This window comes from Methylobacterium phyllosphaerae (genome assembly GCF_001936175.1).
Classification (GTDB): Bacteria; Pseudomonadota; Alphaproteobacteria; order Rhizobiales; family Beijerinckiaceae; genus Methylobacterium; species Methylobacterium fujisawaense.
This window is the reverse complement of record NZ_CP015367.1, coordinates 5,119,994-5,136,676: the sequence shown is the minus strand read 5'-3', so window position 1 is coordinate 5,136,676 and position 16,683 is coordinate 5,119,994. Positions and strand designations below refer to the sequence as shown.

13 protein-coding genes are annotated in these 16,683 nt (G+C 68.5%); 10 read left to right on the top strand and 3 right to left on the bottom strand.

The features are described 5' to 3' along the window. Positions 1-107: 107 nt before the first annotated feature. Both MCBMB27_RS23510 and MCBMB27_RS23505 read right to left on the bottom strand, forming a co-directional pair. Positions 108-1,025 (bottom strand): response regulator transcription factor, encoded by a 918-nt coding sequence (locus MCBMB27_RS23510; protein ID WP_075381395.1) that lies wholly within the window; start codon positions 1,023-1,025, stop codon positions 108-110. Then, the gene (locus MCBMB27_RS23505) at positions 1,018-4,392 is read right to left on the bottom strand and encodes a hybrid sensor histidine kinase/response regulator (RefSeq protein WP_043354168.1); all 3,375 of its coding nucleotides are present in this window, start codon (positions 4,390-4,392) and stop codon (positions 1,018-1,020) included. Before MCBMB27_RS23505 ends, MCBMB27_RS23510 begins: the two co-directional genes overlap by 8 nt. Before the next feature lie 285 nt (positions 4,393-4,677). Between MCBMB27_RS23505 and urtA the strand changes: the two genes are divergently transcribed. The 10 genes from urtA (at position 4,678) to MCBMB27_RS23455 (ending at position 14,568) form a co-directional block, all read left to right on the top strand. Continuing rightward, the gene (urtA, locus tag MCBMB27_RS23500; RefSeq protein ID WP_043381780.1) at positions 4,678-5,946 is read left to right on the top strand and encodes an urea ABC transporter substrate-binding protein; all 1,269 of its coding nucleotides are present in this window, start codon (positions 4,678-4,680) and stop codon (positions 5,944-5,946) included. A gap of 234 nt (positions 5,947-6,180) precedes the next feature. Then, positions 6,181-7,107, top strand: coding sequence for an urea ABC transporter permease subunit UrtB (gene urtB / locus MCBMB27_RS23495; RefSeq protein ID WP_075381394.1), 927 nt, complete (start codon positions 6,181-6,183; stop codon positions 7,105-7,107). 13 nt (positions 7,108-7,120) lie between these two features. After that, complete coding sequence (gene urtC / locus MCBMB27_RS23490) at positions 7,121-8,293, top strand: urea ABC transporter permease subunit UrtC (RefSeq protein WP_043353440.1); 1,173 nt, start codon at positions 7,121-7,123, stop codon at positions 8,291-8,293. Positions 8,294-8,300: 7 nt separating this feature from the next. Continuing rightward, on the top strand, positions 8,301-9,086 hold the full coding sequence (gene urtD, locus MCBMB27_RS23485; RefSeq protein WP_075381393.1) for an urea ABC transporter ATP-binding protein UrtD: 786 nt from the start codon (positions 8,301-8,303) through the stop codon (positions 9,084-9,086). Positions 9,087-9,088: 2 nt separating this feature from the next. Continuing rightward, positions 9,089-9,853 carry an urea ABC transporter ATP-binding subunit UrtE gene (gene urtE / locus MCBMB27_RS23480; RefSeq protein ID WP_075381392.1) on the top strand — a complete coding sequence of 255 codons (765 nt, stop codon included), beginning with the start codon at positions 9,089-9,091 and terminating at the stop codon, positions 9,851-9,853. Between the two features lie 10 nt (positions 9,854-9,863). Further along, positions 9,864-10,883: an alpha/beta fold hydrolase gene (locus tag MCBMB27_RS23475; protein WP_043381787.1), complete on the top strand. Its 1,020-nt coding sequence runs from the start codon at positions 9,864-9,866 to the stop codon at positions 10,881-10,883. Positions 10,884-10,945: 62 nt separating this feature from the next. After that, on the top strand, positions 10,946-12,175 hold the full coding sequence (gene fmdA / locus MCBMB27_RS23470) for a formamidase (RefSeq protein ID WP_043760420.1): 1,230 nt from the start codon (positions 10,946-10,948) through the stop codon (positions 12,173-12,175). Between the two features lie 201 nt (positions 12,176-12,376). Next, positions 12,377-12,694, top strand: coding sequence for an FmdB family zinc ribbon protein (locus MCBMB27_RS23465; RefSeq protein WP_043353431.1), 318 nt, complete (start codon positions 12,377-12,379; stop codon positions 12,692-12,694). A 222-nt stretch (positions 12,695-12,916) separates the two neighbouring features. After that, positions 12,917-13,972: an aliphatic amidase gene (locus tag MCBMB27_RS23460; RefSeq protein WP_075381391.1), complete on the top strand. Its 1,056-nt coding sequence runs from the start codon at positions 12,917-12,919 to the stop codon at positions 13,970-13,972. A gap of 26 nt (positions 13,973-13,998) precedes the next feature. Continuing rightward, positions 13,999-14,568 carry a ClpP family protease gene (locus MCBMB27_RS23455; RefSeq protein ID WP_043349319.1) on the top strand — a complete coding sequence of 190 codons (570 nt, stop codon included), beginning with the start codon at positions 13,999-14,001 and terminating at the stop codon, positions 14,566-14,568. A gap of 90 nt (positions 14,569-14,658) precedes the next feature. On the opposite strand, the gene MCBMB27_RS23450 is transcribed toward MCBMB27_RS23455, so the two are convergent. Continuing rightward, positions 14,659-16,620 carry a hypothetical protein gene (locus MCBMB27_RS23450; RefSeq protein ID WP_053610492.1) on the bottom strand — a complete coding sequence of 654 codons (1,962 nt, stop codon included), beginning with the start codon at positions 16,618-16,620 and terminating at the stop codon, positions 14,659-14,661. Between the last annotated feature and the right edge of the window lie 63 nt (positions 16,621-16,683).

The following is a 16,683-nucleotide window of genomic DNA, read 5'->3' as shown; positions in this document are numbered from 1 at the left end:
CGGACTCGGCTTGTCAGGCTGAGCCGGGACCGTGAGGGAACGGGGCTTACCAAGGCGTTTCGCCGGGCTGCGCAGCCTGTGGACAAGAGCGGGATGCGGCCTTCGGCTCACCCCTCCAGATGGCGGGCGGCGATGATCGAGGCCGCCGTGCGGTTCTCCACGCCCAGCTTGGCGTAGATGCCCTCGAGGTGCTTGGTCACGGTCCGGTGGCTGAGCCCGAGGATCTCGCCGATGTCGCGGCTCGACTTGCCGCGGGACAGCCAGAGCAGAACCTCCGCCTCGCGGCCGGTGACCGGGAGGCGCGCCCGGAGCCGCTCGACCCCCGCCGAGAGCGCGTCCCGCGACAGGCGGAGCAGGATCTCGTCCGGCGTGCGGCCGATGAAGCTCAGAGCGTAGGCGAGGCCGTCGCGATCGGTCAGCGTCAGGGGCTGCGCGGCGCCGGCGAGGCATCCGCGCAGCCAGTCGCGCGCCTTGGCGGGCAGTTCGACGGCGTCGGAGCGATCGGCGCCGAGCCCGGCCAGCAGCCGGCCGGCCTGAGGCGTCGACCACAGCACATGCCCGTCCTCCGAGACGGCGAACAGGGTCCGCCCGGCCGTGTCGAGGGCAGCCCGGGCGCTCTGAGCGGCGCGGGCGCTGGCGAGGTGCACGCGGATCCGGGCCAGGATCTCGTCCGGCGCGATGGGCTTCGTGACGTAGTCGATGCCGCCGGCGGAGAGGCCCTTCACGATGTGCTCGGTCTCGCTCAAGCCGGTCATGAAGATCACCGGCACGCCGGCGAGATGCGGCTTGGCCTTGAGCCGCCGGCAGGTCTCGAAGCCGTCGAGCCCCGGCATCACCGCGTCGAGCAGGATCACGTCGGGCGTGATCTCGTCCACGAGGGCCAGGGCGAGGTCGCCGCCGACCGCGACCAGCACGGTGGCCCCGGAGCGCTCGATCGCCTCGGTGAGGAAGCTCAGCGTGTCGGGCGAATCATCGATCACCAGGACGATGTCCCGGTTCGGCTGGAGCTTCGGCGCCTCAGCCATGACGGGCGAGCTCCTGCAGGACCGAGAGATAGCGGCGCAGGTCGTACCCTTCGACCAGCCCGCGCATCCGGGCGACGAAAGCGGGCGGCACGGTCGCGTCCTCCTCCATCTGGATCAGCTTGGCCTCGATGGCCCGGATATGCCCGATCCGGCCGAGGCGCAGGAGCTCGCCGATATGCTCGGGCCCGGGCCCCGGCCCGTCCGCGAAGGCCGGAACAGGCTCTGGCTGCGTCGGCGCGGGGCTCTCGGTCCATTCGAGGTGGAGGAGCTTGCCGATCCGCTCCATCACGTCGCGCAGGTCGAAGGGCTTGGCGAAGATGGCGTCGTGGGGCGCGTCGTCGCCGCGAACCGGGCTGATCTCGTGGACATTGGCGGACATCATGGCGATGGGGCCGGTATGTCCGGCCTGCCGCAGGGCCGCGGCCGCCGCCCAGCCGGTCATCCCGGGCATCGCAATGTCGAGCAGGATCAGGTCGACCCCGCCCCGCGCGACGATGGCCAGGCACTCCGGCCCCGAGCCGGCCTCCAGGACGGAGATGCCCTGCGGCTCCAGGATCGCCCGCATCAGCGCGCGGTGGGCGCTGTCGTCGTCGGCGACCAGGACGGTGCGTCGCGCGCCCGCATAGACCCGCTCCGGGGCCGCCGCCGGCGCGGGCGGGACAATCGGTGCCGGCTGGGCCACGGAGGCCAGCATCAGCCGCAGACGCGCCTGCGTGCCGCCGCCCGGTGCCGCCGTCACGGTAATCTCGCCGCCCAGCAATTGGGCCAGCAGGTTGGCGATGGTGAGCCCGAGCCCGGTTCCCGGCGTGCTGCGGGCGGCCGGCGTCGAGCCGCGCTCGAACGGCTCGAAGATCCGCGCGAGATCCGCCTCCGGGATGCCGGGACCGGTGTCGCGGATCGTGAAGATCGCGATCTGGCTCCGGTAGCTCAGGTCCAGCGAGACGGTGCCGGTTTCCGTGAACTTGATGGCGTTCGACAAAAGGTTGAGCAGCACTTGGCGCAGCCGCTTCTCGTCGGTGGCGACCACGGCCGGCAGGATCTCCGGCCGCGAAAAGCGGAACTCCAGCCCCGCCTCGCGCGCCTGGAGCCGAACCATGTCGACCAGCTGGTCGAGAAAATCGGCGAGGCGCACCTCGTCGCGGTGAATCTGAAGGCGTCCGGCCTCCATGCGCGAGATGTCGAGGAGGCCGTCGATCAGCCCGGACAGGTGCTGGGCGCTGCGGCGGATCACCCGGAGACCGTTGAGGCGGTGCGCCGGGATCGCCGGATCCGATTCCAGGAGCTGCGCGTAGCCGAGCACCGTGGAGAGCGGCGTGCGCAGCTCGTGGCTGATCCCGACCACGTAGCGGCTTTTGGCCTGGTTGGCGGCCTCGGCCCGCTCCTTGGCCTCCTGCAGCTTGGCGTCGGTGATCTTATGGGCGGCGATCTCCGCCTGGTAGAGTGCGGTCTGGCGCATCGTCTCGGCCTGGGCGACGCGCCGGCTCTCCTGGGCGAGCACGAACAGCCACGCCACCACGCCGAGGATCACCACCAGGGTGAAGAACACGCTGGTCAGCGCCGTGCGCAGGAACTCGCGATTCTCCGGGTGGGCAATCGTCGCGCCCGCATGCACGATGCCGAGGATCAGGCCGATCACCGCGCAGAGCGTCAGCATCACCGCGAGGTAGCGGCCGAGCGGCGCGCCGATCCAGGCTGCGGTCCGGCCCGGCAGGATCCGGGCGGCTACGGCTTGCGCCTGCACCTCCAGCCTTCCGTGCGGCTTGCACAGGTCGCCGCAGCGGGCGTCGAGCGAGCAGCAGAGCGAGCAGATCGGCGCGTCGTAGGCCGGGCAATGGGCCATGTCCTCGCCCTCGAAGGGCAACTCGCAGACCCGGCAGGTGACCTCGGCGGTGCCCCAATCCTGCTTGGGCGTCCGGGCGAGATACCAGCGCCCCCCCGTCGCCCAGGCGATCGCCGGCGCGGCGCCGAAGGCGACGGCGAGGGTGAGCAGCGGCGCGAAGGGCTGCAGGATCGGGCCGAGCCAGCCGAGATAGGCCGCGCCGCCAGCCGTCAGCGCCAGCGCCATGGCGCCGGTCCCCACCGGGTTCACGGCGTAGAGATGGGCGCGCTTGAACTCGATCCCCGGAGGCGAGAGGCCCAGCGGCTTGTTGACCGCGAGGTCCGCGGCGAGCGCCCCGACCCAGGCCGAGACCACGGCTCCGTAGAGCGGCAGCGTGCTCTCGATGGTCTTGTCGATACCGAGCTCCATCAGGAGCACCGCGATGGCGACGTTGAACACGAGCCAGACCACCCGTCCCGGATGGCTGTGGGTCAGCCGGGAGAAGAAGTTCGACCACGCGATCGAGCCGGCATAGGCGTTGGTGAGGTTGATCTTGAGCTGCGAGACGATGACGAACAGCCCGGTGAGCAGCAGTGCTGCCCGGCTGCCCTCCCCCGTCAGATAGCCGAAGGCCACCGCATACATCCGGGTCGGCTCGGCAGCGTGCTCGGGCGGGACGCCGTGCCCCAGGGCCAGGACCGCGAGGGCGGCGCCGAGCAGGATCTTCAGCATGCCGGGCAGGATCCAGCCCGCGCCGCCCGCCAGGACCGCCAGCCACCAGCGGCGGTCGCGCGGACCTGCCGGCTCCGGCACGAAGCGGAGGAAGTCGACCTGCTCGCCGACCTGCGCCAGCAGCGCCAGCAGGACGCCCGTGGCGAGCCCGAATCGGGCGAGATCGAAGCCGGCGCCGCCGCCGTCGAGGCCCGGGAAGACGGTGAGCGCGCGCAGCGGCCCCGCGCCCTGTGCCGCCACGAAGATCAGCGGGAGCAGGCTCAGCCCGATCCAGATCGGCTGCGTCCAGATCTGGAACCGGCTGATCAGACGGATCCCGTAGACGACGAGCGGGATCACCGCCCCGGCGCAGAGCAGGTAGCCGACGCCCAGCGGCAGCCCGAAGCAGAGCTGCAGCGCCAGCGCCATGATCGCCGCCTCGATGGCGAAGAACAGGAACGTGAAGCTCGCGTAGATCAGCGACGTGACGGTCGAGCCGAGATAGCCGAACCCGGCGCCGCGGGTGAGGAGATCCATGTCGACGCCGTGACGGGCGGCGTAGACCGTGATCGGTGCCGCCGTGGCGAAGATGATCAGGCCGACGACCAGGACGGCCGCCACCGTGTTGGGGAGCCCGGCCGTCAGCGCCAGCGTCCCGCCGATCGCCTCGAGCGCCAGGAACGATATCGACCCGAGCGCGGTCTGCGCCACTTCCAGACTGGACCAGCGCCGCGCCTTCTTGGCGGTGAAGCGGAGGGCGTAATCCTCCAGGGTCTCGTCGGCGACGAAGCGGTTGTAGTCCCGGCGGATCGGGATGATGCGCTGCGGCCCGCTCATGGTGCCGGAGACCCGACGACCCGGCCGCCGCCCATGGCCGGCGCGGCGCATGCGACGCCAACGGGCGCGGGCGCGCGCGAAACATCGAGCACCCGAACGGTGCTCACGCTCTTCGCGCTCCCCGTCACCCCAACCTCAAAGTATTCCGCAACGATGGTGCACCGCATGCAAAAGTACGGCCATACGCAAAATCGCGTATAGGCCGCACCGCAACCCAGGACCTAGCCTGCGCTCGTCGATCCGCGGCCGCCTCTCAAGGCCCCGGACGCGAACAGGGTCAGGCACATGGCAGACGACACCGAGACCGGCGCCGATCACGGCTTGCGCTCCCCGCTGCGGCGCAGGCTGCTCATGGGACTGGCCGGCGCTCCGGCGCTGGCGCTGATGCCGCGGAATGCCTGGGCGGCGCCGCCGACCGCAGCGGTGAACACCACCGGCCTCGCGGTGACCGACACCGAGGTGACGGTCGGCATCCTGCACTCGATCACCGGCACGATGGCGATCTCCGAGACCGGCGCCCAGGAAGCGGAAAAACTCGCGATCCAGCAGATCAACGACGCCGGCGGCGTGCTCGGCCGCAAGATCAAGATCATCCAGGAGGACGGCGCCTCCGACTGGCCGACCTTCGCCGAGAAGGCCAAGAAGCTCCTCGTCAACGACCATTGCGCCGCCGTGATGGGCTGCTGGACCTCGGCCTCGCGCAAGGCGGTGCTGCCGGTCTTCGAGCAGTATAACGGCCTTCTCTACTACCCGACCTTCTACGAGGGCCTGGAGCAGTCGAAGAACGTCTTCTACACCGGCCAGGAGGCCACGCAGCAGATCCTCGCCGGCCTCGACTGGGTGCACAAGGAGAAGGGCGGCGACAGCTTCTACTTCATCGGCTCCGATTACATCTGGCCGCGCACGTCGAACAAGATCGCCCGCAAGCACGTCGAGAACGTCCTCAAGGGCAAGGTCGTCGGCGAGGAGTACTTCCCCCTCGGCCACACGCAGTTCAATTCGGTCATCAACAAGATCAAGCTTACCAAGCCGAAGGTGATCTTCGCCGACGTGGTCGGCGGCTCGAACGTGGCGTTCTACAAGCAGCTCAAGGCGGCGGGCATCGACCTGTCGAAGCAGGTGCTGATGACGATCTCAGTCACCGAGGACGAGATCGACGGCATCGGCGGCGAGAACATCGCCGGGGCCTATGCCTGCATGAAGTACTTTCAGTCGATCGACAACGAGAACAACAAGGCGTTCGTCGCCGCCTTCAAGAAGATGTGGGGCGAGAAGACCGTCATCGGCGACGTGACGCAGGCGGCCTATCTCGGCCCGTTCCTGTGGAAGATGGCCTGCGAGAAGGCCGGCTCCTTCGACGTCGACAAGGTGGTGGCGGCCTCGCCGGGCATCGAGTTCAAGGGCGCGCCGGAAGGCTACGTCAAGATCGACGAGAACCATCACCTCTGGTCGAAGACGCGGGTCGGCAAGGCCAAGACCGATGGCCAGTTCGAGATCGTCTACACCAGTCCCGAGCTGATCAAGCCCGATCCGTTCCCGAAGGGCTACCAATAGCCCCAGGCCCGCACACAGTCCGCGCCGCCGCTCACCGGATGGAACGCGGGTCCCCTCTCCCGTGTGGGAGAGGGACAGGGTGAGGGACGAGGTCCTTCCGGAGAAGGCACATCCCTCACCCCAACCCTCTCCCGAACGGGAGAGGGAGTCCGTCGCGGACTTCAGAACCGGCACCGAACAATCCGCTCGGAGGACGCTCGCCCTCCGCCCCGATCTGCAGCGGAAGACCAAGACATGCTCGGCGACTATTCCCTCGGCGACCTCGGCGCGATCTTCACCATGCAGGGCTTCGCCGGCCTGATCCTGTTCTCCGTCTACCTCCTGATGGCGCTGGGGCTCGCGATCATTTTCGGCCAGATGGGCGTGATCAACATGGCCCACGGGGAGTTCATGATCCTCGGCGCCTACGTCACCTATCTCTGCTCGACCTTCTGCCAGACCTATCTGCCGGCGCTGTTCCCGATCTACTTCTTCATCGCCATGGGCCTGGCGTTCCTCGCCTCCGGGGCTTTGGGCATGCTGGTGGAATGGGGCCTGATCCGGTTCCTCTACAAGCGTCCCCTCGACACGCTCCTCGCCACATGGGGCCTCTCGCTGATCCTCCAGCAGGCCTACCGGTCGATCTTCGGTGCCCGCGAGGTCGGCGTCGAGCTGCCGTCCTGGCTGATCGGCTCGGTGCAGGTCACCGACACGATCGAGATCCCGATCAATGGCCTGTTCGTCATGGCCGTGACCATCCTGATCACCGTCTGCGTCGCGCTGCTGATCTTCCGCTCGCGCTTCGGCCAGCAGGTCCGCGCCGTGATGTCGAACCGCGCCATGGCGGGGGCGGTCGGCATCGATACCGAGAAGGTCGACCGCTACACGTTCGGCCTCGGCTGCGGCATCGCGGGCATCGCCGGCTCGGCCTTCACGATGATCGGCTCCACCGGGCCGACCTCGGGCCAGCTCTACATCGTCGACACCTTCCTGATCGTCGTGTTCGGCGGCGCCGCGAGCCTGCTCGGCACCATCGCGTCGGCCTTCTCGATCTCCCAGACGCAGTCGACCCTGGAGTTCTTCCTCTCCGGCTCGATGGCCAAGGTGATCACCCTGCTCGCGGTGGTCGGCATCCTGATGCTGAGGCCCCAGGGCCTCTTCACCCTCAAGGTCCGGCGCTGAGGATGTTTTCCCGATGACGAACCCGGTCCAGACCCTCACCAAATCCGTCACCGTCAACGACAACCCGTTCATGAAGCCGGTGGAGTGGCTGAGCCTCTTCCTCCTGGCCGGGGTGATCCTGGTCGTCCTGCCGCTGATGCTCGACGGCTTCCGCCTCAACCTCGTCGGCAAGTACCTCACCTACGCGTTCGTGGCCCTCGGGCTGGTGATCTGCTGGGGCTATGCGGGGATCCTGTCCCTCGGCCAGGGCGTGTTCTTCGGCCTCGGCGGCTACGGCATGGCGATGTACTTGAAGCTGGAGGCTTCGAGCATCGAGAACACCAAGATCCAGTCCACGCCCGGCATTCCGGACTTCATGGACTGGAACCAGATCACGGCGCTCCCCTGGTTCTGGCAGCCGTTCAAGAGCCTGCCGCTCACCATCGTGCTGGCGGTCGCCGTGCCGGTCCTGTTCGCGATGCTGATCTCCTTCGCGATGTTCAAGCGCCGGGTCGGCGGCACCTATTTCGCCATCATCACCCAGGCCATCGCGGCGATCCTGACGATCCTGATCGTCGGCCAGCAGGGCTATACCGGCGGCATCAACGGCATCACCGATCTGCGCACCCTCCACGGCTGGGACATCCGCACCGACTCGGCGAAATTCATCCTGTACTTCGTCAATGGCGGCCTGCTGATCGCCTGCATCCTGGCGGCGCAATACGTGAAGAAGTCGAAACTCGGCCGCATCCTCGTCGCCATGCGCGACAAGGAGGACCGGGTCCGCTTCTCCGGCTACTCGGTGGCGGGGTTCAAGGTCTTCGCCTTCTGCTTCGCCGCCGGACTGGCGGCGATCGGCGGGGCGATGTTCACCCTGCAGGTCGGGTTCATGTCGCCCTCCTTCGTGGGCATCGTCCCCTCCATCGAGATGGTGATCTACGCCGCGGTCGGCGGGCGCCTGTCCCTGTTCGGCGCCGTCTGGGGCACGCTGCTGGTCAACTGGGCCAAGACCAGCTTCTCCGAGAGCTTCCCGGACCTCTGGCTGTTCGGCCTCGGCGCCCTGTTCATCGCGGTGGTGCTGGCCTTCCCGAACGGCCTCGCGGGGATCTGGCGCGAGCATATCGAGCCGCGCCTCACCCGCCGCGCCAAGAGCCTGCAGGCGCCCGAACCCGCCATCGTCCCGCCCCACGGCGCCCCGGCCGAGTGAGCACGCCATGAACGCCGCGATCCTCCCCTCCCCCGTGGTCGGCGCCGGGGCGGCCCCGCCCGACTACCTCCTCGCCGTCGAGGCGCTCACCGTCTCGTTCGACGGGTTCAAGGCGGTGAACGACGTGTCGTTCTACGTCGATCCCGACGAGATCCGGGTGATCATCGGCCCGAACGGGGCCGGCAAGACCACGGTGCTCGACCTGATCTGCGGGCGCACCAAGGCCAGCGCCGGCTCGATCAAGTACAAGGGCCAGGAACTCACCAAGCTCTCCGAGAGCGCGATCGTGCAGGCCGGCGTCGGCCGCAAGTTCCAGACGCCGTCGATCTACGACGACCTGACGGTGTTCGAGAACCTCGAGATTTCGTTCCCCCGCGGCCGCTCGGTGTTCGGCGCCCTCACGTTCAAGCGGGACGCGGAGGTCCGCGACCGCATCCACGCCATCGCCGAGACGATCTTCCTGAAGGACCAGCTCAAGGAGCGGGCCGAATTCCTGAGCCACGGCCAGAAGCAGTGGCTGGAGATCGGCATGCTGCTGATCCAGGACCCGGAGCTGCTGATGCTCGACGAGCCGGTGGCCGGGATGAGCGTCGGCGAGCGGATCAAGACCGCCGAGCTGCTCAACCAGATCATCAAGGGCCGCTCGGTGCTGGTGATCGAGCACGACATGAAGTTCGTCGAGGACATCGCCCACCGGGTGACCGTCCTGCACCAGGGCAAGGTGCTCTCCGAAGGGTCGATGGACCGGGTCAAGAACGACCCGAAGGTCATCGAAGTGTATTTGGGACATTGACGATGGCGTCGCTCCAGACCGCGCACTCGGCCCCCGTCCAGGCGCCCCCGCTCGCCACGATCCCATCCGCCACGCCGGCGCTCGCCGTCGAGGACCTGCACGCCGCCTACGGCCAGAGCGAGGTCCTGCACGGGCTCACCTTCTCGGTGGCCCCGGGCGAGATCGTCGCCGTGATGGGCCGCAACGGCATGGGCAAGACCACGCTGATGAAGACCCTGATGGGCCTCGTTCCCGTCAAGGCCGGGTCGATCCGGGTCGAGGGGGCGGATGTCGGTGCCCTCAAGAGCCATGCCCGGGTCGCCAAGGGCCTCGCCTACGTGCCGCAGGGCCGGATGATCTTCTCGACCATGACGGTCCAGGAGAACATCGAGACCGGGCTCACGGTCACCGGCACCCGCAAGGTGCCGCAGGACCTCTACGACATGTTCCCGGTGCTCCTGGAGATGAAGGGAAGGCGCGGCGGCAACCTGTCGGGCGGGCAGCAGCAGCAGCTCGCCATCGCCCGGGCGCTCGCGAGCCGCCCGAAGGTCCTGCTTCTGGACGAGCCCACCGAGGGCATCCAGCCCTCGATCATCCGGGAGATGGGCCGGACCCTGAAGAAGATCCGCGACGCGCGCGGCCTGTCCATCGTCGTGTCCGAGCAGGTCCTGAGCTTCGCCCTGGACGTGGCCGACCGGGTGATCGTGCTGGAGAACGGCGCCATCGTCCACGAGGCCACGCGCGACGGCATCGACGAGGCCGCCGTCGCCCGGTTCCTGTCGGTCTGAGGAGCGCGGAATGGCCGATTACGAGATCTTTGAACTCGGCGACTTCGTCCTTCAGTGCGGCAAGACGCTGCGCGCGGCCAAGCTCGCCTACAAGACCTTCGGGACCCTGAGCCCCGCCAAGGACAACGCCATCGTCTACCCGACCTGGTACTCGGGCCAGCACACCGAGAACGAATGGCTGATCGGCCCCGGCAAGGCGCTCGACCCGGACAAGTACTTCATCATCATCCCGAACATGTTCGGCAACGGGCTCTCGTCCTCGCCGAGCAACACGCCCGCGCCCTGGAACGGGCCGCGCTTCCCCAACGTCACCGCCTACGACAACGTCCGCGCCCAGCACCGCCTCGTCACCGAGCATTTCGGCATCGAGAAGTTGGTTCTGGTCACCGGCTGGTCGATGGGCGCGCTCCAGACCTACCACTGGGCGTCGATGTACCCCGACATGGTGCCGAAGATCCTGCCGTTTCAGGGCTCGGCCAAGTGCTCGCGGCACAACTACGTCTTCCTGGAGGGCGCCAAGGCGGCGCTCCAGGCCGACGCCGCCTGGGCGGAGGGCTGGTACACGAGCCCGCCGACGCGGGGGCTGCGCGCCTTCGGCCGGGTCTATGCCGGCTGGGGCCTGTCGCAGACCTTCTACCGGCTCGAGGCCGACATCACCCACATGGGCTACGCCTCGCTGGAGGACTTCCTGATCGGGTTCTGGGAAGGCCTGTTCTACGAACGCGACGCCAACAACCTGCTCGCCATGCTGTGGACGTGGCAGCACGGCGACATCAGCGCCAACGACACCTTCAAGGGCGACTTCAAGGCGGCGCTCGGCGCCATCCGCGCCAAGGCGATCCTGATGCCCGCCTCCACGGATCTGTATTTTCCGCCCGAGGACAACGCCATCGAGGCGGCTGCCATGCCGAACGCGGAGCTGCGCGTGATCGACACGTGGTGGGGCCATTTCGCGGGCGGGCCCGGCACCAGCCCGGACGACATCAAGGTCCTCGACGACGCGCTGAACGAGCTGCTCGCGAGCGGGTGAGATTCGCGCACCGGCGCGCGGATGGGGTCCGCCCCAAGGTTCTAGGGAGCTGGAGACAGAACATGCCCGAGACGCTGATCAAGGTCGATCTCACGCAATCGGCCTACGACAACGACATGGTGCACAACCGCTGGCACCCGGACATCCCGATGGTCGCCTATGTGAAGCCGGGCGCCGACTTCATCGTCGAGACCTACGACTGGACTGGCGGCTTCATCAAGAACAACGATTCCGCCGACGACGTGCGCGACATCGACCTGTCGATCGTCCACTTCCTCTCGGGTCCGATCGGCGTCGAGGGCGCCGAGCCCGGCGACCTGCTGGTGGTCGATCTCCTCGACATCGGCGCAAAGCCCGAGAGCCAGTGGGGCTTCAACGGCTTCTTCTCGAAGAAGAACGGTGGCGGCTTCCTCACCGAGCACTTCCCGCAGGCCCAGAAGTCGATCTGGGACTTCGAGGGCATGTTCACCAAGTCCCGCCACGTGCCGGGCGTGCGCTTCCCGGGCCTGATCCATCCCGGCCTGATCGGCTGCCTGCCCGATCCGAAGATGCTGGAGACCTGGAACACCCGCGAGAAGGCGCTCTACGACACCGATCCGGAGCGCGTGCCGGCGCTGGCCACCCTCCCCTTCGGGCCGACGGCCCATATGGGCCGCCTGAAGGGCGACGCGAAAGACGCCGCAGCGGCCACCGGCGCCCGCACCGTCCCGCCCCGCGAGCACGGCGGCAATTGCGACATCAAGGACCTGTCGCGCGGCTCGAAGATCTACTTCCCGGTCTACGTTCCCGGCGCCGGCCTCTCGATGGGCGACCTCCACTTCAGCCAGGGCGACGGCGAGATCACCTTCTGCGGCGCCATCGAGATGGCCGGCTGGGTCCATCTCAAGGTCGAGCTGATCAAGGACGGCATGGCGAAGTACGGGATCAAGAACCCGATCTTCAAGCCGTCGCCGATCACGCCGAAATACGACGATCACCTGATCTTCGAGGGCATCTCGGTCGACGAGAGCGGCGGCCAGCATTACCTCGACGTCCACATCGCCTACCGGCAGGCCTGCCTGAACGCGATCGAGTACCTCAAGAAGTTCGGCTATTCGGGCGCGCAGGCCTACTCGATCCTCGGCACGGCGCCGGTCCAGGGGCACATCTCGGGCGTGGTCGACATCCCGAACGCGTGCGCGACGCTCTGGATACCGACCAAGATCTTCGAGTTCGACATCAACCCGGGCGCCGACGGACCGACCCAGTTCCTCGACGGCTCGATCCAGATGCCGCTCTCGCCGGATCTGTGATCAGGCCGTCTGCTGCGTGTCGCGCCCGCTTTCATCGGACGCGACCTGCCCCCTCTCCCGTGCGGTAGAGGGTTGGGGTGAGGGACCCGGTCTTTCCGGAGAGGTCGCATCCCTCAACCCTGTCCCTCTCCCGCACGGGAGAGGGAACCCGCGTTTCGCCCGACAGCGGTCTGATCCGGCAGCCTTTCTGAAAGCGTCGCCATGCCCGTCTATGATTACGCTTGCGAGGCCTGCGGGCCCTTCACGGTGATGCGGCCGATGGCCGAGTTCCGCGATCCGCATGCCTGCCCGGACTGCGGCAGCTCGAGCCAGCGCGCCTTTCTCACCGCGCCGCGCATCGCCGGCATGGATGCGGGGCTGCGGGCCGCCCACGCCACCAACGAGCGCAGCCGCCACGCGCCCCGTCGCTCCGGGAGCCACGGGGCCGGCTGCGGCTGCTGCACCCCCAAGAAGGCGACCGCGGCCCCGGCCGCCGCCAAGAGCTTCCCGAAGGCGCGGCCCTGGATGATCAGCCACTAAGTCGGACGCGCATGGCCCTCCCCCCTCTGCGGGGAAGGGTGGCCCTCGCGTCAGCGAGGGTCGGGAGAGGGGAGCGCCGCATCCGGATTTGTCGCGACGGACGCGCGATCCTGCCGCGTCGCGCTGCCCCTCTCCCCCCTGCTGCGCAGGGTACCCTCCCCCGCAGAGGGGGGAGGGTCACGGCGCGCCTCGGCGCAACAATCCTCAGGAGGACATCACGCCATGATGCACGGAGACATCTCGTCCAGCCAGGACAGCGTCGGCGTCGCCGTCGTGAACTACAAGATGCCGCGCCTGCACACCCGCGCGGAGGTGCTGGAGAACGCCAAGGCGATCGGCAAGATGATCGTCGGCATGAAGAGCGGCCTGCCCGGCCTCGACCTCGTGATCTTCCCCGAATACTCGACCCACGGCATCATGTACGACGCCGCCGAGATGTATGAGACCGCCTCCACAGTCCCAGGCGCCGAGACCGAGGTGTTCGCCGCCGCCTGCCGGGAGGCCAAGGTCTGGGGCGTGTTCTCCCTCACCGGCGAGCGCCACGAGGAGCACCCCAACAAGGCGCCCTACAACACCCTGATCCTGATGAACGACCAGGGCGAGATCGTGCAGAAGTACCGCAAGATCATGCCCTGGACGCCGATCGAGGGCTGGTATCCGGGCGACCGCACCTACGTTTCGGACGGGCCGAAGGGGCTGAAGATCAGCCTGATCATCTGCGACGACGGCAACTACCCGGAGATCTGGCGCGATTGCGCCATGCGGGGCGCCGAGCTGATCATCCGCTGCCAGGGCTACATGTACCCGGCGAAAGAGCAGCAGGTCGTCATCTCGAAGGCGATGGCCTTCGCCAACAACACCTACGTGGCGGTGGCCAATGCCGCCGGGTTCGACGGCGTCTACACCTATTTCGGCCACTCGGCGATCATCGGCTTCGACGGCCGAACGCTCGGCGAGTGCGGCGAGGAGGAGATGGGCATCCAGTACGCGGCCCTGTCGAAGTTCCTGATCCGGGATTTCCGCGCCCACGGCCAGTCGGAGAACCACCTCTTCAAGCTGCTGCACCGCGGCTACACGGGCATGATCAACTCGAAGGAGAACCGGCACGGGATGTCGGAATGCCCCTACGACTTCTACCGGCGCTGGATCGAGGATCCCGACGGAACCCGCGACGCGGTGCGGGCCATTACCCGTCAGAGCGTCGGCACGGAGGAATGCCCGATCGCGGGCATCCCCTTCGTGGGCAAGGGCGAGGGTCCCCCCGACCCGGCACGCTGAACGCCGGTCATTCGACCAGGAGAACCATGGACACGACGCCCCTCGGCCCCACCGCTTTCCGGGCCCCCGCCGTCCTGCTGTCGGGCGCGGTGGACTACGACATGTACCGCGACTTCCGCCGCCAGCTCGGGGCGGCGGCCGACCGCGAGATCGTCGTCGTCGAGCTGACGACGCTCGGCGGCGATCCGGAGGTGGCCCGGATGATGGGCGAGGACATCCGCTTCAACAGCGCCATGGACCCGGATCGGCGGTTCGTCTTCCTCGGCAAGGCGGCGATCTACTCGGCCGGCACCACCTTCATGAGCTTCTTCGCCCGGCCGAACCGATACCTGACCTGCGGCACGCGGCTGATGATCCACGAGCGCAAGATGAACAAGCAGCTCCAGATCGAGGGGCCGCTCACCACCTGCATCGCCTCCGTGACGGCGACGCTCAATGAGATCCAGTGCTCGATCGCGATCCAGAACGAGGGGTTTTCGAACCTGATCCAGGGCTCGGACGTGACCCTCGACGAGGTGCTCGAGAAGGCACCGTCGAACTGGTACCTCGAGGCCGAGGAGGCCAAGCGGCGGGGCCTGATCGAGGCGGTCATCTGAACCGCGCGGGATGCGCTGCGCCCGGCCATGCGGCGGGGCGGCGAGGGCTCCCCGATGCAGTGACCCGGACCACTGGTGGCACCGCCCGGATCAGGGCGTCGCGGCCGGCTCGGTCAGACGATCGACCGACAGCAGATAGGCGATCAGCGCCCGCTGCTCCTCGGGCGAGACGCCCGAACCGGCATCCGCCCAGAAGGCGTGCCCCTTGCCGGTGACGCGGGCGATCCGCGCCGTATCCGAGGCCGCGTTGGCGGCGATCACCTTGGCCCGGAGATCCCGGTCCACCAGGGCGCGCAGGCTGTTGGCGGGATCGGGGGCGACGCCCCTGTACAGCGTGCCCGGGACGCCCAGCTGGCCCTCGGCATCGGGCCCGACCGCCACGCCGGAATCGTGCAGGTACGGCGCCGTCCAGGCGAGGCCCACGAGGTTCGGCACCTTGTAGCCCCCCTCCGTGCCCCCCTGCCCCCAGGCGAGTTGCACCTGCGCCAGCGCGTCGCCCGCGAGCGGCACCGGGACGATCACCGGATCGGCCGGGACCGGGAACGGCGTGTCGGTGGCGAACATCGTCGGCGGCGACAGGCGCGCCTCCATCTTGGCGCCCGCCCGGGCCCGGGTCGGCTCGGTGCCGATCTCGGCCTCCGGGACGATCCGGTGGTTGGTGAGCGCCGGCCCGGCATGGCAGGTCCCGCAGCCGGCCTTCTCGAACACCGCGCGCCCGGCGCGCACCGTTTCGGGATCCTGTCCGGCGGCGGGCGGGTGCAGCAGGTTCTGGAACGCCGACATGGCGTTGTTGGCGTGGTTGACCGGCTCCCCGGGCACCGAGGTGAACAGACCGTTGTCGGTGACGTAATTGGTCGCCGGATAGGTCGGCAGGACCGCGTAGCTGTTCAGGCCCGGCGAGGCCGGGGTCGGATCGACGCTGCGCAGCACCTCGGACGGGCTCCGGCCACCCTCCGGCTTGAAGCGGAACGCCTCCGTGGCCGCGCCGCGCAGCACGATGCCGAGATACGTCTCGGGATCCATGCCGAACAGCCAGGGCGCGGCGGCGGCGAGCTGGGTCGTGTCGGAATTGGCCGCGTGGACGTTGTTGTTCAGCGAGGACAGGCCCGCGAAGGGCCCGATCGCCTCGCGCCCGCTCCAGCTGTAGGGCTCGCCGTGGGCGGAGAAGCTCGACGGGATCGAGGTCGGGTTGGTGACCCGGTCGGCGGAGGAGTCGAAGCTGCCCGGCGGCCAGCTCGCCACCTGCACCTTCGTGGCCGCCTCGACGGAAGCGGCGTCCGGCAGCGCCGGCCCCGTCCCGGTCGCGCCGGTATGCTGCGGGTCGGCGGAAGGCCGGGCATCGGCCTCCGGCACGCTGGCGTGCATGAAGTAGGCCGACGAGTTCTTCGCGAGCGCCATCAGCAGCCCGGCATTGAGGTCGGTATTGGGCGCGCCCTCCACGACCTTGCCGGTGCCGGGATCGACCGCCGCGTGGCACAGGGCGCAGGTGATGCCCATGCGCAGGTGGCCGCGGTCGGAGAAGGTCTTGATCCCGATGATGAAGGCCCCGCCCCTCGGCACGTCGAGCCCGGTCGGGACCAGCTCGCCGGCCCGGTAGACGCGGTCGCCGATGCGCACGTCCTTGGCCATGGCGACCTGGAGGTTTGTGGTTCCCTGACCGCCGAGCTTCGCCACCGCCAGGGCGACCGCGGTTGGTGTGAGCCCGCCGTCGAGCATGCCCATGACGTCGGTGAGGAAGACCTCGTTGCCGAACGTCTCCTGGTAGAAGGCCTGCCGCCCGCGCTCGACCATGGCAGGATCGATGGCGACCGCGCCGTTCCCCGGCGCGAGGTCCTTCCGTCCGGCCTCGGTCCCGTTGAGCCGGTCCGCCTCCGCGCGCGAGATGCGCCGTCCCAGCACGTCGAAGGCGGTCTGGATCGGGTAGCGGTCCGGGTTGAGCAGGTCCGCCCGGTCGGGCATCGGCGCGTAGCTGAAGCGGCCCACGCTCAGCGTGACACCCGCCGCGACGGTCACGAGTCCGGCGGTGATCAAGATGCGGCGCGGCCAACCCATGAAATCCGAGCGTCCTTCCAGACCCCCGCCCGCGGAGATGCGGATCCGGACGGCCGGGCCATC

Coding starts and splice junctions, on each gene's coding strand:
- urtD (WP_075381393.1), top strand. CDS start 8,301: ATGAACGCCGCGATCCTCCCCTCCCCCGTGGTCGGCGCCGGGGCGGCC.
- MCBMB27_RS23510 (WP_075381395.1), bottom strand. CDS start 1,025: ATGGCTGAGGCGCCGAAGCTCCAGCCGAACCGGGACATCGTCCTGGTG.
- MCBMB27_RS23460 (WP_075381391.1), top strand. CDS start 12,917: ATGATGCACGGAGACATCTCGTCCAGCCAGGACAGCGTCGGCGTCGCC.
- urtC (WP_043353440.1), top strand. CDS start 7,121: ATGACGAACCCGGTCCAGACCCTCACCAAATCCGTCACCGTCAACGAC.
- MCBMB27_RS23505 (WP_043354168.1), bottom strand. CDS start 4,392: ATGAGCGGGCCGCAGCGCATCATCCCGATCCGCCGGGACTACAACCGC.
- MCBMB27_RS23465 (WP_043353431.1), top strand. CDS start 12,377: ATGCCCGTCTATGATTACGCTTGCGAGGCCTGCGGGCCCTTCACGGTG.
- urtB (WP_075381394.1), top strand. CDS start 6,181: ATGCTCGGCGACTATTCCCTCGGCGACCTCGGCGCGATCTTCACCATG.
- MCBMB27_RS23455 (WP_043349319.1), top strand. CDS start 13,999: ATGGACACGACGCCCCTCGGCCCCACCGCTTTCCGGGCCCCCGCCGTC.
- urtA (WP_043381780.1), top strand. CDS start 4,678: ATGGCAGACGACACCGAGACCGGCGCCGATCACGGCTTGCGCTCCCCG.
- MCBMB27_RS23450 (WP_053610492.1), bottom strand. CDS start 16,620: ATGGGTTGGCCGCGCCGCATCTTGATCACCGCCGGACTCGTGACCGTC.
- fmdA (WP_043760420.1), top strand. CDS start 10,946: ATGCCCGAGACGCTGATCAAGGTCGATCTCACGCAATCGGCCTACGAC.
- MCBMB27_RS23475 (WP_043381787.1), top strand. CDS start 9,864: ATGGCCGATTACGAGATCTTTGAACTCGGCGACTTCGTCCTTCAGTGC.
- urtE (WP_075381392.1), top strand. CDS start 9,089: ATGGCGTCGCTCCAGACCGCGCACTCGGCCCCCGTCCAGGCGCCCCCG.